20 protein-coding genes and 1 pseudogene are annotated in these 26,623 nt (G+C 53.1%); 16 read left to right on the top strand and 5 right to left on the bottom strand.

What is annotated here, in order from left to right; all coding sequences use genetic code 11:
• Window positions 1-68: 68 nt before the first annotated feature.
• Window positions 69-800: an alpha/beta hydrolase gene (locus PUR_RS14825; RefSeq protein WP_179035915.1), complete on the bottom strand. Its 732-nt coding sequence runs from the start codon at window positions 798-800 to the stop codon at window positions 69-71.
• Between the two features lie 267 nt (window positions 801-1,067).
• Between PUR_RS14825 and pdhA the strand changes: the two genes are divergently transcribed.
• The 9 genes and pseudogenes from pdhA to PUR_RS14780 all read left to right on the top strand — a co-directional run bounded on the left by pdhA (window position 1,068) and on the right by PUR_RS14780 (window position 12,430).
• Window positions 1,068-2,135 (top strand): pyruvate dehydrogenase (acetyl-transferring) E1 component subunit alpha, encoded by a 1,068-nt coding sequence (gene pdhA / locus PUR_RS14820; protein WP_179035914.1) that lies wholly within the window; start codon window positions 1,068-1,070, stop codon window positions 2,133-2,135.
• A gap of 15 nt (window positions 2,136-2,150) precedes the next feature.
• The gene (locus PUR_RS14815; protein ID WP_179035913.1) at window positions 2,151-3,128 is read left to right on the top strand and encodes an alpha-ketoacid dehydrogenase subunit beta; all 978 of its coding nucleotides are present in this window, start codon (window positions 2,151-2,153) and stop codon (window positions 3,126-3,128) included.
• A gap of 79 nt (window positions 3,129-3,207) precedes the next feature.
• Complete coding sequence (locus PUR_RS14810; protein ID WP_179035912.1) at window positions 3,208-4,539, top strand: dihydrolipoamide acetyltransferase family protein; 1,332 nt, start codon at window positions 3,208-3,210, stop codon at window positions 4,537-4,539.
• A 3-nt stretch (window positions 4,540-4,542) separates the two neighbouring features.
• Window positions 4,543-5,958, top strand: a complete 1,416-nt coding sequence (gene lpdA / locus PUR_RS14805) for a dihydrolipoyl dehydrogenase (RefSeq protein ID WP_179035911.1) — start codon at window positions 4,543-4,545, stop codon at window positions 5,956-5,958.
• 261 nt (window positions 5,959-6,219) lie between these two features.
• The gene (thyA, locus tag PUR_RS14800; protein WP_232101516.1) at window positions 6,220-7,014 is read left to right on the top strand and encodes a thymidylate synthase; all 795 of its coding nucleotides are present in this window, start codon (window positions 6,220-6,222) and stop codon (window positions 7,012-7,014) included.
• 52 nt (window positions 7,015-7,066) lie between these two features.
• On the top strand, window positions 7,067-7,564 hold the full coding sequence (locus PUR_RS14795; protein ID WP_179035909.1) for a dihydrofolate reductase: 498 nt from the start codon (window positions 7,067-7,069) through the stop codon (window positions 7,562-7,564).
• A gap of 253 nt (window positions 7,565-7,817) precedes the next feature.
• Complete coding sequence (locus tag PUR_RS14790) at window positions 7,818-9,305, top strand: glutamate synthase subunit beta (protein ID WP_179035908.1); 1,488 nt, start codon at window positions 7,818-7,820, stop codon at window positions 9,303-9,305.
• Between the two features lie 424 nt (window positions 9,306-9,729).
• Window positions 9,730-9,906 (top strand): annotated as a pseudogene (locus tag PUR_RS14785) (His/Gly/Thr/Pro-type tRNA ligase C-terminal domain-containing protein); the annotation flags it as partial.
• Window positions 9,907-9,967: 61 nt separating this feature from the next.
• Window positions 9,968-12,430: a type IA DNA topoisomerase gene (locus PUR_RS14780; RefSeq protein ID WP_179035907.1), complete on the top strand. Its 2,463-nt coding sequence runs from the start codon at window positions 9,968-9,970 to the stop codon at window positions 12,428-12,430.
• A 604-nt stretch (window positions 12,431-13,034) separates the two neighbouring features.
• Here the strand turns inward: PUR_RS14780 and PUR_RS14775 are convergent.
• From PUR_RS14775 to PUR_RS14765, 3 genes are all read right to left on the bottom strand, one after another.
• Window positions 13,035-13,769, bottom strand: a complete 735-nt coding sequence (locus tag PUR_RS14775; protein WP_179035906.1) for a DsbA family protein — start codon at window positions 13,767-13,769, stop codon at window positions 13,035-13,037.
• Window positions 13,770-13,868: 99 nt separating this feature from the next.
• On the bottom strand, window positions 13,869-14,627 hold the full coding sequence (locus tag PUR_RS14770) for an HAD family hydrolase (RefSeq protein WP_179035905.1): 759 nt from the start codon (window positions 14,625-14,627) through the stop codon (window positions 13,869-13,871).
• An 89-nt stretch (window positions 14,628-14,716) separates the two neighbouring features.
• Entirely contained in the window at window positions 14,717-15,634 is a 918-nt protein-coding gene (locus PUR_RS14765) for an ArsR/SmtB family transcription factor (protein WP_179035904.1), read from the bottom strand.
• A gap of 318 nt (window positions 15,635-15,952) precedes the next feature.
• On the opposite strand from PUR_RS14765, the gene PUR_RS14760 reads away from it, so the two are divergent.
• From PUR_RS14760 to PUR_RS14740, 5 genes are read left to right on the top strand one after another with little or no spacing between them, the layout of a single operon-like run.
• A complete protein-coding gene (locus tag PUR_RS14760; RefSeq protein WP_179035903.1) occupies window positions 15,953-16,681 on the top strand; it encodes a phosphonate ABC transporter ATP-binding protein in 729 nt (242 codons plus the stop codon).
• 38 nt (window positions 16,682-16,719) lie between these two features.
• On the top strand, window positions 16,720-18,045 hold the full coding sequence (locus PUR_RS14755) for a hypothetical protein (RefSeq protein WP_232101880.1): 1,326 nt from the start codon (window positions 16,720-16,722) through the stop codon (window positions 18,043-18,045).
• On the top strand, window positions 18,038-18,736 hold the full coding sequence (locus PUR_RS14750) for a response regulator transcription factor (RefSeq protein ID WP_124693953.1): 699 nt from the start codon (window positions 18,038-18,040) through the stop codon (window positions 18,734-18,736). The genes PUR_RS14755 and PUR_RS14750 overlap by 8 nt, the downstream gene beginning before the upstream one ends.
• Entirely contained in the window at window positions 18,733-20,196 is a 1,464-nt protein-coding gene (locus tag PUR_RS14745) for a sensor histidine kinase (protein WP_179035902.1), read from the top strand. The genes PUR_RS14750 and PUR_RS14745 overlap by 4 nt, the downstream gene beginning before the upstream one ends.
• On the top strand, window positions 20,193-21,275 hold the full coding sequence (locus PUR_RS14740) for a GNAT family N-acetyltransferase (protein ID WP_179035901.1): 1,083 nt from the start codon (window positions 20,193-20,195) through the stop codon (window positions 21,273-21,275). The genes PUR_RS14745 and PUR_RS14740 overlap by 4 nt, the downstream gene beginning before the upstream one ends.
• 194 nt (window positions 21,276-21,469) lie before the next feature.
• On the opposite strand, the gene PUR_RS14735 is transcribed toward PUR_RS14740, so the two are convergent.
• Window positions 21,470-22,699, bottom strand: a complete 1,230-nt coding sequence (locus PUR_RS14735) for a glucose-1-phosphate adenylyltransferase (RefSeq protein WP_179035900.1) — start codon at window positions 22,697-22,699, stop codon at window positions 21,470-21,472.
• A gap of 326 nt (window positions 22,700-23,025) precedes the next feature.
• Here PUR_RS14735 and glgB point away from each other — a divergent pair, with 326 nt between their 5' ends.
• Entirely contained in the window at window positions 23,026-25,113 is a 2,088-nt protein-coding gene (gene glgB / locus PUR_RS14730) for a 1,4-alpha-glucan branching protein GlgB (protein ID WP_179037926.1), read from the top strand.
• A 46-nt stretch (window positions 25,114-25,159) separates the two neighbouring features.
• Entirely contained in the window at window positions 25,160-26,590 is a 1,431-nt protein-coding gene (gene glgA / locus PUR_RS14725) for a glycogen synthase GlgA (protein ID WP_179035899.1), read from the top strand.
• The last annotated feature ends 33 nt before the right edge of the window (window positions 26,591-26,623 follow it).

Genomic DNA, 26,623 nt, shown 5'->3' with positions numbered 1-26,623 from the left:
AGCGCAATCATAGGCCGTGAGTCGCATTTGTAAGAGATTGTTCACCATTTTGGGCGTTCAAGCCCGGTTCAAGCGTTTAAGAAATAGAGGAGCGATTCGGGAAGTTCCTTTTGCCAAAAGCCCCATATATGGCGTCCTTCTTTTTCCCGGTAATCCACTTTGGCGCCTCGCTCTTCCAGCAGCTTCTTGGCATCACGGTTTAATTGAACGAAGTCGTAAATACCCGTGTCGGTCTGGTAATCCCTTTCCTGCAGCCCAACGACCATGTTGATCTCCAGCCGGGAAAGATCGGTCTCATCCTCAATCCATTCCAGAGTAAGGGGGTAGAATGCGCCGGAAAGACTGAGCACGCGGGTGAACAGATCAGGATAGCGGAGGGCAAGATGCAGCGAAACGCTTCCCCCAAGCGAGTCTCCGGCAATGATCCGTTCGGACGGTGTGCGGCGAGCCGGATAATTTTGCTCAATGTAGGGGATAATTTCTTCGGCAAAGCATGTCAGGTACTGATCGAACCGGGTGCCGAAAGGCGCATATTCCTGGGTTCGGACGGCAACGTTCACTTCTACCCCCACAATAATGAACGGTTCGGCGCCTTCTTCGAGAATCAGCCTGCCAGCTATGGTCGCGATACGCCCAAAGTTGAAGAACTCCTCACCGTCCTGGCAATAGACCACAGGATAGCTGAGAAGCTCGTTATAACCAGGAGGAAGGTAAACCCGCAGCTTGCGGTCCTCCCCAAGACTATCGCTCCACAGGGTATGTTTTACAATTGTACGTTTCAGAAAAACAGAATCATTCATGGCTGTCGGCCGCCTTTCTTGTCGGATTTTGCAATGCTTCCGGCAATGAGTTAAAATGGACATTGTGGCAAAAATCATTTACATTTTGAAAAACACCAAAACTGTTATATGAAAAAATTTAGACTGTTATACATACAAAGTATACGCTGCTATAAATTAAATGCGTATATCTTTGACGAAATTGACGAAACAGGTGTATAATAATTCTATAACAGTGGCAGCCAATATTCAAATTGTTATTCAAATTTTTTTACTGAGGTGAAGATAATGAGTAAAGTTCCTTATGAGGTTTATACAGAGGACGTGGAGGCTCTTACGGTTCTTTCTCCGGCTGGAGAAGTGATCAACAAGGACAAAATGCCTGCGCTTACTGATGATCAATTAAAAGAAATTGCTTACCGCATGATTTTCACCCGTACATGGGATGACCGTGCGGTTAACCTTGGCCGCCAAGGCCGTCTTGGATTCTACGCGCCGACTTCCGGACAGGAAGCGACAATGGTCGGCAGCGAATTTGCACTTGAGAAGGAAGACTTCGTGTGCCCGGGCTACCGCGACATTCCACAGCTGGTCTGGCACGGCCTGCCTCTTCACCAGGCGTTTCTGTATTCCCGCGGCCACCAGCACGGCGGTGAAATCCCCGAGGATGTAAGCGTGCTGCCTCCGCAAATCATTATCGGCGCCCAAATTCTGCATGCCGTCGGCATCGCAATGGGCTTTAAATTGAAGAATCAGAAGAATGTCGCCATTACCTACACCGGTGACGGAGGTTCCTCCGAAGGCGATTTCTACGAAGGTCTTAACTTTGCGGGCCGTTTCAAGCTGCCGGTTATTTTCTTTGTTCAAAATAACGGCTACGCCATCACGACCCCGTTCGCGAAGCAAACTGCGGCCAAGTCGATCGCCCATAAAGCGGTTGCAGCGGGCATTACCGGTGTGAAAGTCGACGGAATGGATATTTTTGCAGTCATTCAAGCGGTTAAGGAAGCCGCTGAGCGCGCCCGTAACGGAGAGGGACCTACCTTGATCGAAGCCGTTACGTATCGGTTCCGTCCGCATTCCCTGTCCGATGACGCCAGCAAATACCGCACGAAAGAGGAAGAGGGTCAATGGAATGAGAAAGACCCGATCGCCCGCGTGGTCAAGTATTTGGAGTCGAAAGGCTTGTGGAGCGATGAAGACACACAGCGCGTGAAGGATGAGGCGAAAGCGAAAGTGAACGAAGAAATCAAGATTGCGGAAAAAACCGAAAAAATGACGATCTCCGGCCTGATCGACAGCATGTTCGAAACGACGCCGAAGGATCTTGAAGCGCAAAAAGCGGATTTTGAATAAGGAGGAGTTCTGGCTATGGCACAAATGAATATGAAAGAAGCGATTCGCGACGCGATGCGCGTCGAATTAAAACGCGATCCGAACGTCCTGATCTTCGGCGAAGACGTCGGCCATGTCGGCGGCGTGTTCCGGGCGACGGAGGGACTTCAGAAGGAATTCGGCGAAGATCGCGTATTTGATACACCGCTGGCGGAATCCGCTATCGGCGGTCTTGCCGTGGGCCTTGGCGTTCAAGGTTTCCGGCCGATTGCCGAGATCCAGTTCGTCGGCTTTATCTTTGAAGCACTGGACCAAATGGTTATTCAGGCAGCCCGTCTGCGCTACCGCACCGGCGGCAAATATACGTCTCCTGTCGTGTTCCGCACGCCGTTTGGCGGCGGCGTCAAAGCGGCCGAGCTGCATACCGACTCCCTGGAAGGACTTATCGCCCAAAGCCCCGGCATCAAGGTCGTCATTCCATCCAATCCATATGATGCGAAAGGCCTTTTGATTGCGGCTATCCGCGACAATGATCCGGTATTTTTCATGGAGCACCTGAACTTGTACCATGCGTTCCGAGCGGAAGTGCCGGAAGAGGATTATACGGTCGAGATCGGCAAAGCCAACGTCGTTCGTGAAGGTTCCGATGTAACGATCATCGCTTACGGCCTGATGGTACATACCGCCACCAAGGCGGCCGACGAGCTTGAAAAGAGCGGCATCAAGGCCGAGATTATCGACCTGCGCACGGTCAGCCCGATTGACATCGACACGATTGTGGAATCCGTGAAGAAAACGAACCGCGCCATTGTGGTGCAGGAAGCCCAAAAGAGCGCAGGCGTTGCCGCCGAAGTCATTGCGCAAATCAATGAAAAGGCCATTCTTCATCTCGAAGCTCCCGTTCTGCGGATTGCAGGGCCGGATACGGTATATCCGTTTGCCCAAATCGAAGATACCTGGCTGCCAAATCCCGCCCGCATTATCGCCGGCGTGAAGAAAGTTTTGGAATTTTAATCCTACTTACACAAGACACGGGCACAAGACACGGGCGTTTTGTTTAAATCCAGACACTTGAAAGAGGAGGTTTTCGATCGTGGCAAAATTTAATTACCCGTTCCCCGAACTGGGCGAAGGCCTGCACGAAGGCGAAATCATCAAGATGCATATTAAGGCCGGGGATAAAGTAACCGATGAAGACATCATTATGGAAGTACAGAACGACAAGGCGGTCGTCGAGGTTCCTTGTCCCGTCAACGGAACCGTTCTGGAAGTGCTCGCCAAGGATGGCGAAGTATTTCGCGTAGGCCAAACCGTGGCGGTAATCGACGCGGAAGGAGATATTCCCGAGCAGGAAGGTGGCCACGCCGAGGAGCAGGGAGCGCAGGAAGCCGATTCGGCAAAAGGCAGCGCGGACACGGCTTCGTCTCCGGCGGCAGCCAGTCCTGCGGACGCCAAAGCCGGCGAAGCAGGCGGCGCGGAAGCCGTTCCGGCACCGGACCGCGACGTTCTGGCTACGCCTAGCGTGCGCAAATTCGCCCGCGACAACAGCGTGGATATTTCCAAGGTGAACGGCAGCGGTAAAAACGGCAAAATCACCCGTGAAGACGTGGAAGCCTTCCTGAGCGGCGGGCAGGCTGCGGCTCCGGCAGCTGCAGCGGCTTCCGAAGCGGCACCGGAAGAAAAATCTGCGGCTCCGGCAGCGGCGGCTTCGGGCAATGTCAGCCTCGAAGAAGAGCGCGTACCGTTCAAGGGCATCCGCAAAGCGATTGCGAACGCCATGGTAAAATCGGCTTATACTGCTCCGCACGTGACGATTATGGACGAAGTAGATGTAACCGAACTGGTCGCTTTCCGTACACGAATGAAGCCTGTCGCCGAGAAGAAGGGCGTGAAGGTAACCTACCTTCCGTTCATCGTCAAAGCGCTTGTGGCGGCTTCCCGTCAGTTCCCGGCTCTCAATGCAACCATTGACGAAGAAGCGAATGAAATTGTGTACAAGAAATACTATAACATCGGTATCGCCACTGATACGGACAACGGCCTGATCGTTCCGGTAATTAAGGATGCCGACCGCAAGAGCATCTGGATGATCGCATCGGCGATCAGCGATCTGGCAGCCCGCGGACGCGAAGGCAAGCTGAGCCCGAATGAAATGAAGGGCAGCACGATTTCGATTACGAACATCGGTTCCGCCGGCGGCATGTTCTTTACTCCGATCATTAACTATCCTGAAGTGGCTATTCTCGGTACGGGCCGCATCAGCGAGAAGCCGGTCGTGAAGAACGGCGAGATTGTGGCCGCTCCGGTAATGGCCCTTTCACTCAGCTTCGACCATCGTCTGATTGACGGCGCAACCGCGCAGAACTTTATGAACTACATTAAATCGCTGCTCGCCAATCCCGAGCTGCTGGTTATGGAGGTGTAACATATGGTAGTGGGAGACGCTTCACTCGATATTGATACATTGGTAATTGGTGCAGGTCCCGGCGGATATGTTGCGGCTATCCGGGCCGCCCAGCTCGGACAAAAGGTACTCATCGTAGACAAATCCGAAGTCGGCGGCGTATGTCTGAACCGCGGCTGTATCCCTTCCAAAGCGCTAATCTCGGCTGCTCACCAGTATGAGTCCGCTAAGCACGGCGAAGCGTTCGGCGTCACCGCCGAGAACGTGAAGGTGGATTTTACCAAGACGCAGGAATTCAAGACCAGTGTGGTCAAGAAGCTGACCGGCGGAGTCGCCGGCTTGCTGAAAGGCAACAAGGTTGAGATATTCAACGGAGAATGCATGTTCATCAGCACAACGGAAGCCCGCGTATTCAACGATCACGAATCGCCGCGCTACCGCTTCAAGAACTGCATCATCGCGACGGGCTCCCGCCCGATCGAGCTTAAGCCTTTCCCATTCGGCGGACGCATTCTGTCCTCCACCGAGGCGCTTGAGCTGCCGGAAATTCCGAAGAGCCTGATCGTTATCGGCGGCGGCTATATCGGAGCGGAGCTCGGCCAAATGTATTCCAAATTCGGCACCAAAGTAACGATTATCGAAGGCTTGGACACCGTGCTGCCGGGCTTTGACAAAGACATGACGCGTCTGGTAGCGAAGAACATGGCTAAGACCGGCATCGATATCGTAACGAACGCCAAAGCGGAAAGCGCAGTGCAGACCGACACAGACGTAACCGTGAAGTACTCCGTGGGCGGCGAGTCCAAGGAAGTAACGGCGGAATATCTGCTCGTGACGGTAGGACGCCGTCCGAACACGGATGGCGAACTGGGACTCGATCTGATCGGCATTGAGCTGGATGAGCGCGGACTGATCAAGGTCGACCATCAAGGGCGCACCAACGTTTCGAACATCTTCGCCATCGGCGACGTGGTTCCTGGCCTTGCGCTGGCCCACAAAGCTTCCTACGAAGGCAAAATTGCCGCTGAAGCGATTGCGGGACATAAATCCGTTGTCGACTACAAAGTGATTCCGGCTGTTGTATTTACCGATCCGGAATGCTCCAGCGTCGGTCTGACAGAGAAAGAAGCCAAGGACAAAGGCTACAAAGTCAAATCCGGCAAATTCCCGTTTGCAGGCAACGGACGCGCTCTGTCCCTGAACAATGCGGACGGCTTCATCAAGATTGTCGCGAATGAAGAGAACAATATCGTGCTGGGCGCGCAAATCGTCGGCATCGAAGCCTCCAACCTGATCGCCGAGCTGGGTCTTGCGATCGAAATGGGCGCTACGCTTGAAGATATCTCTCTGACCATTCACGGCCATCCGACACTCGGCGAAGTAGTTATGGAAGCGGCCGAGCTGGTTGAAGGACATCCGATTCACGTTCTGACCCGCTAATCATACAAACAAGAAGCCTGCTATGGCGGGCTGACAGAATAGGGCGAAGACGCATTGGCGTTTTCGCCCTTTTTCAAAACATATAATCAAGTATAAACTGCCTTAAATTTCTCCGGAAACGGGTGCTGCTCTTAACGGATGGCGCAGTCGTTTCTTCTTGAGCGCCGCGAATCATGTCCTTTTCTATAGTTTGGCATGTTACATAGCGACGTTAGTCATGGTAAACTTAGAAGAGAATATGAGTGGAGGAGCGTTGAAAGCTTGCAAAAATATTTAGATCTTCTGCAAGATGTATTGGATCATGGAACCCGCAAGAGCGACCGTACGGGAACGGGGACAATATCCGTATTCGGCCGCCAGCTGCGTTTTGATCTGTCGGAAGGATTCCCGCTGATGACGACCAAGCGGATTCATCTGAAATCGGTGGTGCACGAGCTGCTCTGGTTTCTGAAAGGCGAGACGAACATCGCTTATCTGAAAGAAAACGGAGTCACAATATGGGACGAATGGGCGGACGAGAACGGCGAATTGGGACCGGTATACGGCTCGCAGTGGCGAGCGTGGGAAAGCGCGGACGGACTCCATATCGATCAGATCTCGAATGTCATCGAGTCGATCAAGAAGAACCCGGACTCCCGCAGACATATCGTAAGCGCCTGGAATGTGGGCGAGATCGATCAAATGAAGCTGCCCCCTTGCCATTTCGTCTTTCAGTTCTATGTAGCGGACGGCAAGCTGTCCTGCATGCTGACGATGCGGTCAGTGGATACGTTTCTGGGGCTGCCGTTCAATATTGCAAGCTACGCCCTACTGACGCATATGGTTGCTCAGCAGACGGGGCTTGCGCCGGGAGATTTTATTTGGTCCGGCGGGGATGTGCATATTTATACAAATCATCTGGAGCAGGTTGCGACGCAGCTTTCCAGGGAGCCCTACGAGCTTCCAAAGCTTGTCATCCGCCGAAAACCGGACAGTATATTCGACTACACTTACGAGGATTTTGAGTTCGAAGGTTACCGCTATCATCCGGGAATCAAAGCGCCTGTCGCCGTGTAGGAGACATCCCGCGATAGAGGTTATCAATGCCGGAAGGAGGAAAGACATAGCGATGAGTATAAGCTTAATTTGGGCCATGGGCGAAAAGGGAGTTATCGGCAAGGACGGCGGCATGCCCTGGCGGCTGCCCCGGGATTTCGCGTTCTTCAAGTCGCAGACGATGGGCAAGACGATGCTGATGGGGCGCAAAACCTGGGATTCCTTGGGAGGCAGGGCGCTTCCCGGAAGAAAGAGCGTGATCCTGACCCGGGACGAAAGCGCCGCTCCAGAAGGAGCGGAAACCGTCCACAGTCTGGAGGAGGCTCTTGAGCTTGGCCGAGGCCAGGACGAGCTGATGGTGATCGGCGGAGCGGAAGTCTACCGGATGACGCTTCCCTTTGCCGACAAGCTGATCGTTACCCGAATCGATGAGTCCTTTGACGGCGATACTTTTTTTCCTGAAACGGACTGGAGCAAGTGGAAAGAGGTTTCAAGCACGCAGGGGATCCGCGATGAGAAGAATCCGTATGATTATCGGTTTGTCGTATACGAACGTACGGATAAACTGTAATCCCTAAACTCTTCGACCGGAAGCCTGTCGTCCCAACTATCTGACATAACATGTGAAAAAAGTACAAACAATCAGCAAATTAGTCCATTAACGTGCAAAAGTTAGGAATGCTAATATAATAAAAATTAGTTACGTTAGGGCGACTCATCATGTACAGGAGCCTCACTGCGCAGTATGCGCTCTTTTGAACTGCAGCATCAGGTTCCAATGTACTGAAATCAACATGAAGAGAACGGATGGGGGATACGAAGATATGTCTACACCTACTGGATTTATGGAATATAAAAGACAACTCCCGGGGGACCGCGATCCGCAGCAGCGGGTGAAGGACTGGAAGGAGTTCCATGAGCATCTGTCCGAAGAGGAGCTGCGGACGCAAGGGGCACGTTGTATGGACTGCGGTACGCCATACTGCCATACCGGAATCGATATGGCCGGCGGCACTTCGGGCTGCCCGGTGCACAACCTCATTCCCGAGTGGAACAACCTTGTATATCGCGGACTGTGGAGGGAGGCGCTGGAGCGTCTGCACAAGACCAACAACTTCCCTGAGTTTACCGGCAGCATCTGTCCGGCTCCCTGCGAGGGATCGTGTACGGTCGGTCTGATCGGACAACCGGTAACGATCAAGACGATCGAGCTGGCCATTATCGACAAAGGCTTCGAAGAGGGCTGGGTCGTTCCGGAGCCTCCAGAGAAACGCACAGGCAAAAAAGTCGCGATTGTCGGCTCAGGACCCGCCGGACTCGCGGCGGCGGCGCAGCTTAACAAAGCGGGCCATACGGTTACCGTTTACGAGCGCAGCGACCGGGTCGGCGGACTGCTGACCTACGGTATTCCGACGATGAAGCTCGACAAGCGCGTCGTGCAGCGCCGGGTTGACCTGCTGGCGGCGGAAGGCGTGAATTTTGTCGTAAGCACGGAGATTGGCAAGGATATCCCGGCGCAGCAGCTGGTTGACGAGTACGATGCCGTCGTTCTGTGCGGCGGTGCGACCAAAGCCCGCAAGTTCACCGCGGAAGGCAGTGATCTGAACGGCGTAATGTACGCTATGGATTATTTGAACGGCACGATCAAGAGCTACCTGGCTTCGGGTCTTGAAGACGGAAATTTCGTATCTGCCGAAGGCAAGGACGTAATCGTGCTTGGCGGCGGCGATACCGGCTCCGACTGCGTAGCTACGTCGCTGCGTCATGGCTGCAATAGCATTACCCAGTTCGGTACGCATGAGCAGGCGCCGCTGGAGCGCGATCCGATCGCGAATCCTTGGCCGCAGTTCCCGAATGTATACACGCTGGACTACGCCCAGCAGGAAGCGAAGGCCATATTCGGCAGCGACCCGCGCGAGTTCTCCATCATGACGACGAAATTCGTCGGCGACGAGAACGGAAACCTCAAGGAGCTGCATACGGTCAACATTCGCCGGATGGTGGATGAGACGGGCCGTAAAATTTACCAGCCGATTCCCGGCACCGAAGCGGTTTATCCGGCGCAGCTTGCGCTGATCGCCATCGGTTTCGACGGACCGGAGCAGGATCTGGTTCAGGAATTGAAGCTGGAGACCGACCGCCGCACGAACGTGAAGGCGCGGTACGACCAATTTAATACCAATGTTGAAAAAGTATTCGCCGCCGGTGATATGCGCCGCGGACAAAGCTTGGTCGTATGGGCGATCAACGAAGGACGCGCGGCCGCCCGCGAGGTGGATAAATATTTGATGGGTTCGACGGTTCTGCCTTAAGTTATGGAAGCAGGCGGAAACGCTGAAGCCAGTATTTCCGAATTCCTCCCTCTTGATTGCGAATACGCGTTGGAACAGAAAGAGAATCCACCGGCTGAGAGATTCTCCGAGACGCCAGCCTGCCCCCCGCCTTGGTAGCTGCAGTGAAGAAGTGCTTGAGCCATATGGCTCCGTGTCCCCAGGGTATGCGGCCATTGGCTGAAGAGTCCTCTGACGGATAAGCGGCAGTGCAGCCGCATCCTGATCGAGCGCTCCGGGCGTGAAACGCTGCCGGTTAACGGCCGTTATCCGTTTTAAGGACTGTTCTGTCTCTGAAGACAGAGAGTTGAATTAGGGTGGTATCACGACACATTCGTCCCTGACGAATGTGTCTTTATTTTTGTTAAGGGGGAATCGGGATGCGACAAAGTGAGAGGAGCGTCCCGGGGTCAAATTTAAAGAATCTGGCCTGATCGGGGCGCCGCAGGTCGTTGTGATTGGCAGAGAAGCGGCGCTTGAGAGAGTGGAATACGAGGACCGGGTCAGCGGCGTTAAAGAGACGCTCGGGCTGGAGGAGACCTTCCGGCGCATTAAGGAGCATATTAAAAACAATCGGATCTGATGTATAATAGACTACTGGACCTTTTTAACTACCGAGATTGATAGACAGGGAGCGATTGTTTTTGAAGACACTGATCATTGCGGAAAAACCGGATATGGGACGGAATATCGCCGCCGCAATTGACCCGAAAGCTAAAAATCACCGTTCCTACCTCGAAGGGGAGCAGTATATTATTACATGGGCCATCGGGCATCTGATCGAACTGGCGGCGCCCGAGGCTTACGATCCGAAATATAAGAAATGGAATATTGGCGACCTGCCGATCATCCCTGAGCAATTCAAGCTCATTCCGAACCGGAAGACCGTCGACCAGTTGAAAGTGATCGGAGAGCTCGCGAAGCGAAGCAATCTTCTGATCAATTCCTGTGACGCCGGGCGGGAGGGACAGCATATTTTTTCGCTAATCCAGCGGCATTTAAAGCTGATGCAGCCGGTGAAGCGGCTGTGGATATCCGATCTTACGCCCGAGACGATCCGCAAAGGCTTCCGGGAGCTGAAGGAAGGCTCGGAGTACGACAATTTGACGAAAGCGGCCAAAGCCCGCAGCGAAGCCGACTGGCTGATCGGGATGAATGGTTCGCGCGCCTTCACCACGAGACATAACGTGCTTCTATCGGTTGGCCGGGTGCAGACGCCTGTTCTTGCCCTGATTTATGAGCGACAGAAGATAATCGAAGCTTTTTCCTCGCTGAAATTTTTTCAGCTGGAGGGTCACTTTACGCAGGGAGATGTATCTTATAAGGGCTTATGGCAGGGCGACCGCCTGACAGAGAAGGATAAAGCGGATGCGCTGGCCGCCAAGGTCAAAGGCAAACCGGGACGAATAGCCTCTTACGAAGTTAAGGAAACGAAAGAATATCCGAATAGGCTGTACGATCTGACCCTGTTGCAGCGTGAAGCGAACGGCAAATTCGGTTTTTCGGCCAAAAAGACGCTCGACCTTGCCCAAGCGCTGTACGAGAAGCATAAGGTGATTTCGTACCCGCGAACAAATTCCAACTATGTGACCGAGCAGAATATTCCGGAGATGCATAAGACGCTGTCCTCCCTTACGGGAACAGCCTACGATGACTGGGTGAAAGGCGCCAACCGAAATCTGGTCCACAAAGGTAACAAGTTTGTCTGCAACCCGGCAAAGGTTGAAGATCACCATGCCATCCTGCCGACAGGACGCAAAGCGGCGGGACTTGGTCCCGACGAGCAGAAGCTGTACGATCTCATTGTCCGCCGGTTCCTGTCGCAGTTCTATCCTGCCGCCGAATACAAGATGCATGCCGTCATTACCGAAGTAGAGGAAGAAAAGTTCAAGACGACGGTCAAAGAGCTGCTGAGTCTCGGCTGGAAGGTCATTTACAGTGATCAGAAGAAGGATAAGCCAAGGGGCGGCAGGGCCAAGGGCAAGGAAGATGAAGAGGAAGAGGAGACCGAGGTCAGCGAGCCATTCTCCATTGTTTCCGGCGAAGGCGTGCATTGCGGAGACGCCGTTGTGAAGGAGAAGGAGACTCAGCCGCCGAAGGCTTTTACGGAAGGCACCCTGCTGAAGGCCATGGAAAGCGCAGGCAAGCAGATTGAGGACGAGGAGCTGCGGGACGCGATGAAGGATTCGGGTCTGGGAACTCCGGCGACCAGAGCGGCAACGATCGAACGGCTGAAAAAGGTTGGCTACATCGAGATGCAGGGTAAAAAGATTCTGATTACGCAAAAGGGCCGAACCGCGATCGAGCTGATCCGGGGAGCCGGCGTCGAGCTGTTGACTTCTCCGGAAATGACGGGCCAGTGGGAGCGCCGTCTGACTGAAATCTCGCGCGGAGTGGCGTCGGACCTGCAATTTATGGAGAATGTAAAAAAATTCGCGGCGATGATCGTCGATAAGGTCCGCGCGCAGTCCCGAGCCGACAAAATGTCCTTTGAAAGCTCCGAACCGGCTTCCGGCACGAGAGGGAAAGGAAGGGGGGGCTCTCGGCGCACAAGCGGCGGGAAGGACGGCTCAGGCTCCGGCAGCCGGCGGAGCGGCGCATCCGGGAAAGCGGGAGGCGAGGCTGGCGGAGCCGCTAGGGAAGGGGCCGCAGGCCGGTCCGCCGCAGCGGCATTGGACGCGGCCGCAGACGGTTACGCCGCAGCGGGCTCGGCTTCTCCGGGGCGGAGCGGCGTGAAGACGGGCGGCGATGCCACGGGTGACAACGCTTCTTCGGCGCCACGCGGCGCGAAGATGGGCGGCGATGCCTCTGCAGGTGGAGCTTCCCGGTCCGGCGCGCCTAAGTTCATCGGGGCGTGTCCGCGGCCCGGCTGCGGCGGCCAAATCTTTATGGGCCGCAAGGGGTACGGATGCTCCCATTACAAGGAAGGCTGCGGATTCGTGATCTGGAAGGAGAGTTATGGCAGACAGCTTACCGACACCCAAATCAAGGCGCTTATTGAAAAAGGGCGCACCGCCAAGCTGAAGCTGGTGCTGCCGGACGGTTCGGCAGCGGAAGGCAAGCTGATCCTCAGAAGCCCGGAAACGGGCGAGCTGGCGGTGGAATGAACGCGGCCAAAGTGATTGCCGCGTAAGCTGTTCAAAGCGATCATGGATAAAGGATATCGGATTCAACTTGACCTAGGTATAACTCTAAAAAAGGTACTTTTATACTCTATCGGATCTTTAACAGGCGCACGCATGAACGGGAAAACGTCCCTTTTATATTCAAAAAAGGGCGGTTACCGGACCCTAAACGGGAAAAGCTCCGGCTTATTGGCCCCGTTTTCTTATTTTTCCATAAAAGCGCATAATTAAGCAGGAGGATTTCCCTCCCAGGCTTGGCTTGAAGCCACTCTAGCAGAAATAAGGGGGAGAAATTCCTTTTTAGAATGCTGCGGACCAGTTCACCTCTGACGGGGAGGATATTTCCCGAAAAGATATTTCCCGTCGAGGCTATTTCCGTATACAGGCTGATCCTTGGGCAGCGGATACTCGATCGAAGATTCCGGGGGGCAGGGCGAGGGCGGATTACAGGCAGTGCGTGCATTCACACAACCGCATACTAACCGAGGCTTTCGGCAGATGAAAAATCACCAAACAAAAATCAGCCAGTCTTCCGGATTAACGGAGACTGGCTGATTTAATAAGATAGCCGATTTATGGGCCGCGGTCAGTTGCCGCCCGCCAGCTGTTTGTCGATAGCGGCCGTCAAACTGTCGTACGAGGAGCCTTTCAGCAGCACGCCGTTCACCATGAACTGGGGCGTGCCGTTAACGCCGTAGGAGCCGGCGGTTTTGAAATCCTCTTTTACATCCAGCATGTAGGTCTGGTTCTTGAGATCTTTCTCAAACTGATCGTAATCGATGCCGTTGATGTTGTCTTTGACGAACTTCAGGATGAACTTCTCGGTTGCCCAAATCTTGCTCTCGTCCCCCTGATTGTCGTACAGCTTCGTTGCATATTCCCAGAACTTCTCATTGCTCTGATGATAGATCGCTTCGCCCGCGCTGGCGGCCAGGTAGGAGTCCCGGTCGATAAAGGCAAAATTCATGAAGTAGTATTCAACCTTGCCGGTATCCACATAATCTCTGATAAACCGCTGCATGTAGTTTTGTGTCCATTTTTTGCAGGCGGGACATTTAAAATCGGCGAATTCCATAACCTTGATCTTGGCATCCGGACTCCCGAGTCGGGGCTGCTTCTCGTATTTGAGACCGTCAACCACGATTTTCCCTTTTACCTCGGTATAGTTGGGCAGATTGTTCAGCTCCGCTTCTTGTCCGCTTTCTCCCCGGGTCAATGTGTATCCGAGCGCGACCGCGAGGATAACGACCAATCCGGCCAGTACCATAGGCAGCGCGTAATGGCTTCTTGGGCGTCTCTTCTTGTCTTGGCTGTTCTTCATACCTATCCTCCTGCCGAAAGCTGAAATACATTCAAACAGTATAATCGTTTCGGCGGCGGATTTTATATGCTATTTGTAACAGCCTGTCCGGGTCCTGGCTCAGCCTAGGCTTGTGTTCTGCCGGTGAGCGGTTCTGCGGATGACGGGGACCACTTCGTGAATGGAAGAGATCGTAATCACCGACTGATGCATATCACGCTGAAGTTCGACCATATTGTACACCCATTCGTTCTGCTGTTTTAGATAGATGCTTTTGACGCCGGCGGTAACCGCCGGAATCACATCGGTGCGGAGAGAATTGCCGATCATCCAGGTGTGCTTGCGGTCAAACGAGCGGCCGCTCAAAATTTTTTCCAGCGCTTCGACGTTCTTGTGCCTGCGGATATAGATGCGGTCGTTAAAGTACATATCCAGCTTCATTTGCTCGATTTTACGGCGCTGAATGGTGTGGTCTCCCCCCGTATACAGATACAGCTCATGACCATCCTGCTTCAGGTTGTCGAGCGTCTCAACCATGCCTGGGTAGGCTTCGATCTCCTGATCGTATACGCTGAGTCCGAGCTTCATTAACTGCCCTTCCTGAAAAGGGTCGGACGCACGGTTATACTTTGCGCAAAAATAACGGTAGGTTGCTATCAGCGACTTCGGAAAATTATCGCTCGCGAGTCCGCTCGTGTTAACTGTCTCAACATCGATCTCCACCTGTTTGCGTCGCATTTCCTCCATAGTAGGCCCCTCATCACTAAACCAGTCACTCATCATCTCGAAATACTGCCCCAGAATGAGTTCAAAATATTTGTTGCAGTGGACCAAAGTATCATCCAGGTCGAAGATCACTTGTTGAGTCCAATATTTCATGTCGCTCACTCCTTTGTTCGACTTGAAACGGTAACCCGGGCCATAAGGACGTTACCCTTCAAGCCAGTATCTGTATAGTTGTAAAAGTATTATAAATGAATGTACGATTCAAGGAACATCTGAAGTTCGGACGCCCCGTCGGGACGGATGCTGAAACGCTCGTTATCCGCATCCCGCAAGTGAATGCGCAGCAGCCCGGCCACCCGCAGCATCATCAGATGATGCATCAGAATATCGCCCGACTGGCCAAGATCGGATTGCATTTCCCATAGAGACTTTGGCTCGTTGGCGACATAGCGCAGCAGACGGAGGCGCACCGGATCGGACAGCGCTTTGGTCATGCGGAGCAGCAGGGTGGGCGGCTCGTCTTCATTTTCCACAGGGACGTCAACGGGGTATTGCACAAGCATCAGCTTTTTGTAAAAACAGTACGTATTAATCGGCCTGTGGTGCACCGTCGGCAGGAGAACGATCGTCTCCAGTTCGGGGATATCCTCGACCACCACTCCGCCAGAAGCGTATTCAATCAGCGCACCGGGGTCCATTTTGCTTTGCAGCAGCTTTTTCTCGGAGGCGTCTTCAATGAGCAGGGGCAGCATTTTGGGTTCGACATGGCGGAAATACTGCTCATGCCAGAGCCGCAGCAGCGGTCCGTAGCCGTTCTTGATCCGCCGGCACTCCTCCAGCGTGAAATCGGGAAGATAAGGAGCCGCCAGCTCGAACCATTCCTCCACAGTCGCGGATTCCATATCTTCCAGGAACAGCTGCACTTTGGCGGCAGGGCCGTGGGTATATGCCCAGGCGTATAAGATATCGTAATCTTCGAAAGGCCATTCCGCAGCTTGCAAAAGAGCCGCCTTCTTTTGAGGCGGGATTCGCCCGTCGATGTCTCGCACCCAGTCGGGTCCGATATCCAGATTGGAAATCCACTTTCGCGTTACATATAGCATGAAACTGTCCAGCAGTTCATATACGGGCGACACGTCTATTTTCAGTTCATAATCCATGAAACATGCAGTCCTCCCAAAAAATCACTGACTTCTAATTATTATCCCTTGTTTGGATTAGGGTTGTCCACTATAATGTTGAATGTTTGACGTCCGCCGGCAAGACAGGCTGTTTTTTCTTGATTATACAGGAAACTTTCGGAGGATATCACTTTTGGGCTCAGCCAGGGCTGCTGCTTCCTGCCGACGTCTTCGGATTGCTTGGATTTCTCTATAAGTTGAGTTAAGATAGGGGAACGGGTGATCGCATGGTATTTGTTCTTGCTTTCCAATACACTGTATATATGAAATAGATATGGGAACAGGAGAGACTGATTCATGATTATCGTGGAGCATTTGGCCAAGCGCATCGGACCGGAACAGACCCCGGTGCTGCGAGACGTTGGCTTTCGGATGGAGTCCGGAGAACTGATCGGACTGCTCGGCGCGAGCGGCAGCGGCAAGACGACGTTGCTGCGCTGTTTGGCGCTGCGCGAGAAATGGGACAAAGGGAACTTCCGGGTGGACGGGACCGACATATTGAAGGGTGGTTTCGGCGGCAGAACGAAAATTCGCCGCGAATGGGCGTTCCTGGAGCAGAACGAGGAACTGAACCGGAACCGGACCGCTTTAAAGAACGTGCTGATTGGTCAGGCTGCCCAGACTCCTCTGTGGCGGAGACTGACGGGAATGGTCCGCTCCGACGATTATATGGGAGCCATGGATGAACTGGAAAGGCTTGGCCTGCTGGATAAGGCGAAGATGAACCTTGGCCAGCTCAGCGGCGGGGAACGCCAGCGGATAGCCATTGCCCGGGCGCTCGTACATGGCGCCAAGGTTATTCTTGCCGACGAGCCGGTGACGGGGCTTGACCCGAAGTCGGCGCAGGGCGTTATGGAGTCGCTGCGGGAACTATGCAAGGAGACCGGACTTACGGTGATAGCCGTTGTCCCGCTTGAGCTTGCCGAACGCTACGCTTCCCGTCTATGGGTGCTTGATAACGGAATGATCAAGCATGACGTAACCGGGCGCAGGCTTACCTCTCAGGAGCGGGCCGGATTATTATAACGCTGGATTATCATCTTAGAAGAATGAAATGAGTGATCATGTTGATTATACAAAGTCTGCGGCGCATTGGTTTGCGGCGTTACGCCGCCAATGTACCTGCTTTATGGCGCCTCGGCGCCGGTATATTGGCCCTTTCGCTGTTGTCGGGCTGCACCTTTATCAGCGACCCCGTATCCCGGATGAAGTCGCCGCGGCTTTCTGAGGATAAGGCGACGCTGATGACCGCCATCAACTCGCTGAAGCTGATTCGTCCAATCAACGACGACGACAGCTCCATCCGCACGGAAGACCTGAGCGGAGACGGAATTCCGGAGACGCTAGTCTTTTATGAAACGCCCGGAGAAGCGGTGGTGATACACGGCCTGATTCTGGAGAAGCAGGGTGATTCCTGGATTAAGAAGCTGACCTTTGACGGCGCGGGAACTGTGCTGGAATCGGTGGAGATCAGGGACGTTACGGGAGACGGCAAACCGGAGATTATCGCCGGTTATTCCCGGGGGGACGAAGGGCTGCAGAAAGGCCTGGTCGTATACAGTTATTCGGGAACGTCGCTTGAAGAGAAGCTGACGCTGTCCTATACGAAATATATGATCGACGATTTAAACGGCGACGGCATTGATGACATCACGGTCGTCTCGCTCAAGCGGAATGAGTCCTCCACACTGACGACTTATCAGTATAACGGAGGATTCAAAGAGCTTGACCGGCTGGAAAATCTCGATCCTTACATTAACAACTATTACAACATTGTCGTGGGCAAAGTGGCCAAAGGCAAAGAAGGCATCGTTCTGGATGCCGCCGTCAATTCGCATTCCGCTTACAGCTATATGATCGTTATGGAAAATAACCGTTTCCGCGTGGTCCTGTCCGGTGACGACAGAACGTTCAAGGACAGCCGGATTTCGAGCGGGGATATCGACGGTGACGGCATTATCGAAATCGGCTTGATGGAAAGACCGTCGGGCTGGGAGAACTTCGAGGCCGACTCGGTTCCCTGGTTCTATTCCTATTACAAATGGGACGGCAAGGAAGGGCTTGTCTTCGCGTTTCAGCAGTACCGTGATCCGTCGGACCGGTTCACCTTGAACTTTCCGCCGTCATGGCACGGGAAAGTCACGGTCGACACGAAATCCGTGCAGAACCAATATCTCAAGTTTGTTTTGTCAGGTACCGGCGAAACCGTTGCTGAGATCTCTTTTTTCTCTTCTGAAGAATGGGATCGGGTGAAGGACGAGGGCTGGGAGCTTTGGGGCCGGGATGCCGATAAGATCATCGGATATCGGGGCAAGCTTGAGCAGAACGCAGACGGAATCAAAAAAGGGACGAATACGGCTCCCGTAGAAAGGAAGGGAATCAATGAGTAAAGTTCTGATACTGGAGGATGAAGAGTCCATCCGCAGTTTTATTGTAATCAATTTGAAGCGAAACGGGTTTGAAGTGCTGGAAGCGGCTGACGGCAACGAGGCCCTTAGCAAGCTGACTTCGGTGCCTGATATCGATATCGCGCTGCTTGATGTGATGGTGCCGGGAATTGACGGCTTTGAGGTGTGCAGACGGATCCGCGAGACGAATGAACGGATCGGGATCATTTTTCTGACGGCCAAGGTTCAGGAGCAGGATAAAGTATATGCATTGTCCGTCGGCGCCGACGATCACGTCAGCAAGCCTTTTAGTCCGACGGAGCTGATTGCCCGCATCCAGTCGCTTCTCCGGAGAGTGAATGTGCACCGGGAGCAATCGGCCAAGGTATCGTTTCATTCCGGCCCGTTCACGCTGGATCTCATTTCCAAGCAATTCAAGCGTGGAGGAGAGCCCGTTGAGCTGACGCCGACCGAATTTTCACTGGTGCAGTATTTCCTGGAAAAAGAAAACACTCCGCTGAGCCGGGACCTTCTCCTCGATCACGTATGGGGCAAGGAGTATATGGGCGATCCGAAGATCGTCGACGTAAACATCCGGCGGCTGCGGCAAAAAATCGAAAACAATCCGTCAGAGCCCGAGTATCTGCAAACGGTATGGGGACACGGCTATAAGTGGAAAGGGCAGGGACAATGATTAAAAAGGGGATGCGCAGACAGATTGTTTTGCACTACATTCTTGTAGTCTTTTTGGCGCTTCTCCTCGTGGAAGTCATTTTTCTGCTGGTGATCCGGACCTATTATTACGACAGCATTTATACCCGAATTACGACGCAAATCAGCCAAGCGGAATATTTCTATCGCCTCTCGAGTAAAGATTCTCCGTTTGCTCTCCAGGAGCTGCTGCGCAGCTTTGATCTCAACAACACGGAACTGCAGGTGCTTACGCTGGACGGCGACATGATCACAAGCTCGACGGGCTTTCAGCCCGACCGGACGATTACGACAAGCGATGTGCCCGAAGCGGTCGGCGGCGGAATCGGTCGGTGGGTCGGCAGGCAGACGGGGACCAACGAAAGCGTGATGGCGGTCTCCAAAGTGCTGCAAATTCACGGACATGACTCCTACGTGCTGAGATATGTGACTTCCGTGGAAAGAGTGAACAGCGATTTATTCAACGTCACTTTGCTGTCGGCGGGCATCGTCGTAGCCGTGCTTGCGGTCGTCACCGCGTTCAGCTTCGGGCTGGCCAACTCGATTGTCAAGCCGCTCAACAATATCACAGCCGTATCCGCCCAATTGGCTAAGGGGAAATTCAACATCCGCATCAAGGGCGATTACCGCTACGAGATCGGCGAGCTTGCCTCTACACTGAATTATATGGCTCAGGAGATCGTGCGGAGCAATCAGATCAAGGATGATTTCATCTCCTCAATTTCGCATGAGCTCAGAACGCCTCTAACAAGCATCAAAGGGTGGAGCGAAACGTTGATTTCCGGCGGCTACGACCCGGAGGAAACGCAGCTTGGCATGAGCATTATTTCCAAGGAGAGTGACCGGCTGATTGGACTGGTAGAGGAAATCCTTGACTTCTCCAAGCTGCAGCAAAATGAAATGAAGCTTTCCATGGGTACCGTGGGCGTACAGGAACTGCTCAAGGAAATTATTCTGAATCTCTGGGCCAAAGCCGAGAAACGGAGCATCCGGCTTGTACTGGAAGTGGAAGACGGCATTTATGTCCGAGGGGATGCCAACAGATTGAAGCAGGTATTCCTGAATTTGACCGACAATGCGGTGAAGTTCTCGCATGAAGGCTCAAGCGTGCTGCTGTCCGCGCGCCGGGTTAACGAAGAAGAGGCCGAGATTGTAGTCCAGGACTCCGGGATCGGCATCAGCCAGGAGCACTTGAACCGGGTAAAGGACCGTTTCTTCCAGGTTGACTCCCTGAATGGAGGCACCGGTCTTGGTCTTGCCATTTCGCAGCAGCTGGTTGAGCTTCACGGGGGAACCATGGAAATGGCCAGTGAGCTTGGCAAGGGGACACGGGTTACGGTGTATCTGCAGCTGGCGGAGCCGCTTCCGGCAGTGGAAGCGCCAGATCGGGTCAGTCTGCCGGAACCGGCTGAACATCATGAACGGAAGGAGGGCCAGCAGTGAATTTACCAATTACGCGGGAGATCGATACCCCGTTGGGCAGCTTGACTGTCGTTCGAGCCGACTCCAGCATGGCCGGAGAGGTGCTGAGACTGCTGCGCGAAGCGGCGCAGTGGATGCGGGATAACGGCCTTACCCAGTGGAGGCCGGAGCAGTTCAAGGAAGAGGATATCCTTGCATACTTCTCGGAACGCGAGGTTTATGTGGCCATGAAAGACAGCGAGGCGGCCGGCATGTTCACGCTGCAGTTCAGCGATCCCCAGTACTGGGGATCGCGAAACGACGAAGGTTTCGCTTATCTGCACAGATTGGCGGTGGGACTGCCCTTTCGCGGAGCTGGGCTCGGCGGCAAGCTGCTGGAGTCTGCCGCCGAGACGGCGAAAATGTCCGGCAGAAGACTGCGCCTCGATACCATCGAGCACAATGTGAAGCTGAACCGTTATTACCAAACCCAGGGATTCCGTTTTATGGGCACCAATGATGTGGGCGGAGGACGGCTTGTCAATCTGTACGAGAAAATGGAGAATACGGGCGACAACGATGCGGTTCGATTGCAGTATTTTGACGAATCGGATTTCGATTGTCTGAGACGCTGGAGCGTCTCGCCGGAGTTTCTCAAGCAGTGGGCGGGGCCATCGCTTCACTTTCCTGTGCAGGATGAGGAGCTTAGAAAATACATCGCCGGGAGTAATCGTCCCGCCGAATCCGAGCTGATGGTGTACAGCGCCGTGCATGTGGCGACGGGCGCCGTTATCGGACATATCAGCCTGGCAGGCATTGACCGGGATAACGGTTCCGCCCGGATAGGCCGGGTCGTACTGGACCCGGAATATCGGGGAAAAGGTTTATCCCGCCGGATGATGGGCGAAGCCATGCGCATCGGCTTTGAAGGTCTGGAGCTGCACCGGCTGGCGCTCGGAGTATTTGATTTTAATACATCCGCTATTCGCGCCTATGAAGCCCTCGGATTCCGCAGGGAGGGTGAGCAGCTGGAAGCGGCCCGGTTCGGAGAGCGGTATGTGAACCTGATCGATATGGCCATGCTGGACAGACAGTGGCATGAAAGGAAAACGCAATTATAATTAAAAAGGGTTGTTCCGCAGGCCGATGCCTGTGGAACAACCCTTTTGACTTTGTTTAAATATAAGATGTATAAGCTGTGCGATTATCATTTTGTCTTATATTTCTACGAGAAACGGTACCTAAAAGCGATACTCGTATCGCTACTTCGGAAGCTTAAGCTCCCTAAAAGGACGGCGAAGCCGTTTCTTCTTGATTAAGACAGGAGACCTCCGGCCCGTAGTCGACCGGTTCCGGTCTTCTCGTATACTTCTTGAAGCAAACGGGAAGGCTGGGTACGAATCATCGGTTTGGACGTAACGATTTCATTCGGTCCGACAACGGCGATCATGTCGGTGGTGCCTTTTACAAAGGCTCCATCCTTGATTTGCGCGTCTTCACCGATTATGGCGTTTTCGATGACCACATTTTTGCCGATTCGAGCTCCGGGCATGATCACACTATTCTTGACGAGCGTGGTTCTGCCGATATCGACGTTGCCGAAGACGACCGAACGCTGAATCGTGCCTTCAACGGAGGCAAGCTCGCTGATCAGGCAGTCCGCGGCTGCGGCCTGGGCTTTACCCCGGACAGACAAAGGCTTAGTTACCAGAGAACTGCTGTACATCGGCCAGTCGGCATTGTTGAATTTCCAGTCGTTGTCATTCCGGAGCAAATCCATATGAGCTTCCCACAGGCTTTCAACCGTGCCCACATCACGCCAATAGCCCTTAAAGCGGTAGGCGAAGAGTGTGTCATCGTTCTGAAGCATGGCAGGAATGACATCTTTGCCGAAGTCATGGCTAGAAGCTTCGTTCGCTGCGTCTCTTAGCAGGTGAGCCTTGAGGTAATCCCAGCGGAACATATAAATACCCATCGAAGCCAGATTGCTTTGCGGGTTTTTTGGCTTCTCGACAAAATCCGTGATTTTTAGATCATTGTCAACATTCATTACGCCGAAACGGCTTGCTTCTTCCCATGGGACTTCCATGACGGAGATCGTCGCCTCCGCGTTTGCGTCCTGATGGTACTCCAGCATTTGGCGGTAATCCATATGGTAAATATGGTCCCCCGACAAAATGAGGACATGTTCAGGATTGAGGGAATCGATGTACGAAATATTTTTATAAATAGCGTCTGCAGTGCCGGTGTAGCTGTCTCTTCCTTCGCTGCCGGATGGCAGGAGCGTGATTCCTTTCTTTTCTTCCGTATGGAGACCCCAGGGCTCTCCTGTTCCGATGTGGTTATGCAGGGAGTCTGCTTCGTACTGGGTCAGTACGCCAACGGAATCAATACCAGAGTTGACACAGTTACTGAGGGGAAAGTCAATAATTCTGTAATGTCCACCGAAAGGGACGGCCGGTTTGGCCATACTTGATGTAAGAGGAGCAAGTCTGCGCCCTTCCCCGCCCGCTAGTAGCATGGCGATGCAATCTTTTTTACTCATTTGATTACCCCTCCAAATAATTATTGTCACTGCTTGTAAAATAACCTCACCGACGACGTTTGAAACGAAAAAATCAACCATGAGTGAAATATATTACAATCTTTATAGGAAAATTACACAAAAATGGCGCAACCTCTTCACGGATATTTTTTTCTTTGTTTGTATCAATCATTTTCAAACGGATAAAATTGGGGTAATGTATTAGGTGCATCCTGTATAATAAATATTTCCACAAGTGCAGCATTGCTTAGGACCCGAAACCATGAATCTTCTCTAATTTTAAAAAAGGTGGTAATCATTTGGCTGAGCAACCAACAGCAGTAAACATGCCGTCACCAGAGGATATTTATTTGTTTCATGAAGGTACCCATTACCGCAGCTATCGCATGCTCGGAGCGCATACCGCCGTGGAAGAAGGAGTGCCCGGAGTACGATTTACCGTGTGGGCTCCCCAAGCAAGATATGTAGGATTAGCCTGCGATCGGAACGGCTGGGACGGAAGCCGTGAGGAAGACTCGTTATATAAGATACCCGATTCAGGGTTTTGGACTCGTTTTTTCCCCGATATTTCCTCGGGAACATTTTACAAATATAGAATCGTCGGACCGGATGGTTCAAGCTTTTTAAAAGCGGACCCTTACGGTTTTCTGGCCGAAGTTCGCCCGGCTACCGCATCGGTCGTGACCGAGCTTGACGGTTACCGCTGGGGCGACGCGGCTTGGCGGCGCAAAAATAAAGCTCCTTACAACAAGCCGCTGAATATTTATGAAATGCATCTTGGCACATGGCGGCAGAAGGAGAATATTCACAATAAGGAAGGCGGAGAACTATACAGCTACACGGAGATCGCGGACCTGCTGATTCCTTATTTGGAGGAAATGGGCTATACCCATGTGGAGTTCATGCCGCTGGCGGAGCATCCATACGACCTTTCATGGGGTTACCAAGGAACAGGATATTACGCGGCAACGAGCCGGTTCGGTGAGCCCCACGGGCTGATGTATCTCATTGACCGTCTGCATCAGGCGAACATCGGCGTCATTTTGGACTGGGTGCCGGCCCATTTTGCCAAGGATGATCCCGGGCTACGTATGTTCGACGGTACGCCCTGCTTCGAATACGGCGATCTGTTGCTCGCGGAAAAACCGGGCTGGGGAACGCTGTCCTTCGATTTCGGCAAGCCCGAGGTCATTTCGTTCCTCATTTCCAACGCCCTCTTCTGGTACGAGGTGTACCATATTGACGGAATGCGTGTGGATGCGGTTACCAGCATGCTGCGGCTCGATTTCGAGAAGCAGGAGCATCAGTATCGGCACAATGTGAACGGCGGGCTGGAGAACCTTGAGGCCATCGCCTTTTTGCAGAAGCTGAACACAGTCGTTTTTGAATATTACCCGCATGCCCTGATGATGGCGGAGGAATCCAGCGCCTGGCCGGGTGTGACCGCTCCCGTTCATGAAGGAGGGCTCGGTTTCAATTACAAATGGAACATGGGCTGGATGAACGACACACTTGCCTACATAGAGAAGGATTTCGGCGCCCGTCCCTATCATCACAACTTGCTGACATTTCCCATTGCGTACGCTTACTCGGAAAATTATACGCTTCCTCTATCGCATGACGAGGTCGTGCACGGCAAGAGATCGCTGCTGAACAAGATGCCCGGTTCATATGAGCAGAAATTTGCGGGTCTTCGGCTGCTTCTGGGCTACCAGATGACAAGCCCCGGCAAGAAGCTGCTGTTCATGGGCGGGGAATTCGGCCAATTCATTGAATGGAAGGACCAGGAACAACTGGACTGGCTGCTGCTTGATTATGAGAGCCACCGGAAAATGCTCGCCTATACCGCCGCGCTAAACAAGTTCTATCTGGCGGAAAAAGCGCTATGGGAGCTTGACCACAGCTTTGAAGGCTATCAGTGGATCAGCGCGGACGACAATGAACAAAGCGTGGTTTCGTACATCCGCAAAGGGAAAAAAGCGGGGGACCTGCTAATTATTGTGATCAACTTTCAGCCAGTGGAACGGCATGCTTACCGAATCGGCGTTCCGAAAGCGGGTACTTATGAAGAAGCATTCAACTCGGAAAGACCGGAATTTGGCGGCTCTGGCGCCCAAACCGGTTCGCTGAAGACGCAAAAACGCGAAATGCACGGCCAGCTGAACAGCCTGGAGCTGACCCTCGCTCCGCTCAGCATGGTGGTTTTGAAAAAGAGTGGACGGAAGGGAAAGGGGGATGAGCCCGAACTTTTAACCGAGGAACCCGTAACGAAAGCGCCGAAAGGCAAAGCAAAGACGACGCGCGCCAAGGCGAAAAAGGCCGACAAACCGGCGGACAAGCCCGCTAATGACGAAGCCCCGGCCAAAGCCGCTCCGCGCAAACGCAAAACCAAAACCGAAGAGCTCCCGCAATAGACGACCATTTTATCTAACAGTCATTTACACAAGAGGAGGAATTGGTATGAAAGTGATGTTTGCCGCTGCGGAAGGTCACCCGTTCATCAAGATGGGAGGCCTTGCGGACGTCATCGGCGCGCTGCCGAAGGCGCTGAGAGAAGCCGGGGTCGATGTAAGAGTCATCCTGCCCAAATACCGGGGGATTTCCGAGAAATACCGCTCCAAGATGGAGCCCGTTAAGGTGATCGAGGTTCCCGTAGGCTGGCGGAATCAATACTGCGGAATCGAGCTGTTGAATTATGACGGCGTGCCGGTCTATTTTATCGACAACGAGTATTATTTCGGCCGCGACGGTGTTTATGGATATTTGGATGACGGGGAACGCTTCTCTTTTTTCAATAGAGCCGTTCTGGAGGCGCTGCCGGCAATCGACTTCCAGCCGGATGTGCTGCACTGCCATGATTGGCATGCCGCCGTCATTCCCATGCTGCTGGAAGGGCATTATCGAAGCAATCCGTTTTACAGCGACATCCGTACCGTATTCACCATACATAATCTGCTGTACCAGGGCGTGTTTCCGTATGATGTGCTCGGCGATTTACTCGGCCTGGACGGCAGCTTTTTCCTTGGGGTGGAATATTACGGCAACGTTAACTTCATGAAAGGCGGCATCACATTCAGCGACTATGTGACGACAGTCAGTCCAACCTACTCGGAAGAGATTCGGACGCCTCACTTTGGGTATGGTTTGGACGGTCTGCTTAACGCCCGCGCCGATCATTTGAGCGGAATTATCAACGGTATTGACACCAAGGTTTACAATCCGGCGACGGACCCGAAAATTTATACGAAATACCGCAACAATCTTCTCAAAAAGACGGAGAACAAGATCGGCCTTCAGAAGGAATTGGGTCTTCCCGTAGCGCCGCATATTCCGCTTGTAGCCATGGTCACCCGTCTGGTCGATTCGAAAGGACTCGATCTGGTGACCCGGGTGCTGGACGAACTTTTGTATTACGATAACATCCAGTTCGTCGTGCTGGGAACAGGCGATGAGGTATATGAGCGCTGGTTCCGCGAAGCCGCATGGCGCTATCCGACCAAGCTATCTTCGCAGATCAAGTTCAGCGACGAACTCTCGCGCAAAATTTACGCCGCAAGCGATTTGTTCCTGATGCCGTCAAAGTTCGAACCGTGCGGGATCAGCCAACTGCTGGCCTTGCGGTACGGCAGCATTCCCGTTGTCAGGGAAACCGGCGGTCTGAACGATACCGTACAATCTTATGATGAAGAGACCGGAGAAGGGAACGGCTTTACCTTCACGAATTATAACGCCCATGATATGATGAACACGCTTCGCCGCGGGGTCTCTTTTTACAGCAAGCCGGAGCATTGGAAACGCGTCACCCGCAACGCTTTTACGGGAGATTACAGCTGGGATATATCGGCTCAGCAGTATATTGATATTTATAATAAAATTACGGAGCCGGTTTAGTAGCTATCTGAACAGTACGCTTTTGGAACAAAA

Origin of the sequence: Paenibacillus sp. URB8-2 (assembly GCF_013393385.1) — a bacterium.
Classification (GTDB): domain Bacteria; phylum Bacillota; class Bacilli; order Paenibacillales; family Paenibacillaceae; genus Paenibacillus_AQ.
The sequence above is the reverse complement of the archived record's forward strand: the minus strand, read 5'-3'. Positions and strand labels throughout refer to the sequence as shown.

Bases quoted from the DNA above. Each gene is read 5' to 3' on its own strand.
- PUR_RS14825 (WP_179035915.1), bottom strand. From the start codon at position 800: ATGAATGATTCTGTTTTTCTGAAACGTACAATTGTAAAACATACCCTG.
- pdhA (WP_179035914.1), top strand. From the start codon at position 1,068: ATGAGTAAAGTTCCTTATGAGGTTTATACAGAGGACGTGGAGGCTCTT.
- PUR_RS14815 (WP_179035913.1), top strand. From the start codon at position 2,151: ATGGCACAAATGAATATGAAAGAAGCGATTCGCGACGCGATGCGCGTC.
- lpdA (WP_179035911.1), top strand. From the start codon at position 4,543: ATGGTAGTGGGAGACGCTTCACTCGATATTGATACATTGGTAATTGGT.
- PUR_RS14795 (WP_179035909.1), top strand. From the start codon at position 7,067: ATGAGTATAAGCTTAATTTGGGCCATGGGCGAAAAGGGAGTTATCGGC.
- PUR_RS14790 (WP_179035908.1), top strand. From the start codon at position 7,818: ATGTCTACACCTACTGGATTTATGGAATATAAAAGACAACTCCCGGGG.
- PUR_RS14775 (WP_179035906.1), bottom strand. From the start codon at position 13,769: ATGAAGAACAGCCAAGACAAGAAGAGACGCCCAAGAAGCCATTACGCG.
- PUR_RS14770 (WP_179035905.1), bottom strand. From the start codon at position 14,627: ATGAAATATTGGACTCAACAAGTGATCTTCGACCTGGATGATACTTTG.
- PUR_RS14765 (WP_179035904.1), bottom strand. From the start codon at position 15,634: ATGGATTATGAACTGAAAATAGACGTGTCGCCCGTATATGAACTGCTG.
- PUR_RS14760 (WP_179035903.1), top strand. From the start codon at position 15,953: ATGATTATCGTGGAGCATTTGGCCAAGCGCATCGGACCGGAACAGACC.
- PUR_RS14755 (WP_232101880.1), top strand. From the start codon at position 16,720: ATGTTGATTATACAAAGTCTGCGGCGCATTGGTTTGCGGCGTTACGCC.
- PUR_RS14750 (WP_124693953.1), top strand. From the start codon at position 18,038: ATGAGTAAAGTTCTGATACTGGAGGATGAAGAGTCCATCCGCAGTTTT.
- PUR_RS14745 (WP_179035902.1), top strand. From the start codon at position 18,733: ATGATTAAAAAGGGGATGCGCAGACAGATTGTTTTGCACTACATTCTT.
- PUR_RS14735 (WP_179035900.1), bottom strand. From the start codon at position 22,699: ATGAGTAAAAAAGATTGCATCGCCATGCTACTAGCGGGCGGGGAAGGG.
- glgB (WP_179037926.1), top strand. From the start codon at position 23,026: ATGCCGTCACCAGAGGATATTTATTTGTTTCATGAAGGTACCCATTAC.
- glgA (WP_179035899.1), top strand. From the start codon at position 25,160: ATGAAAGTGATGTTTGCCGCTGCGGAAGGTCACCCGTTCATCAAGATG.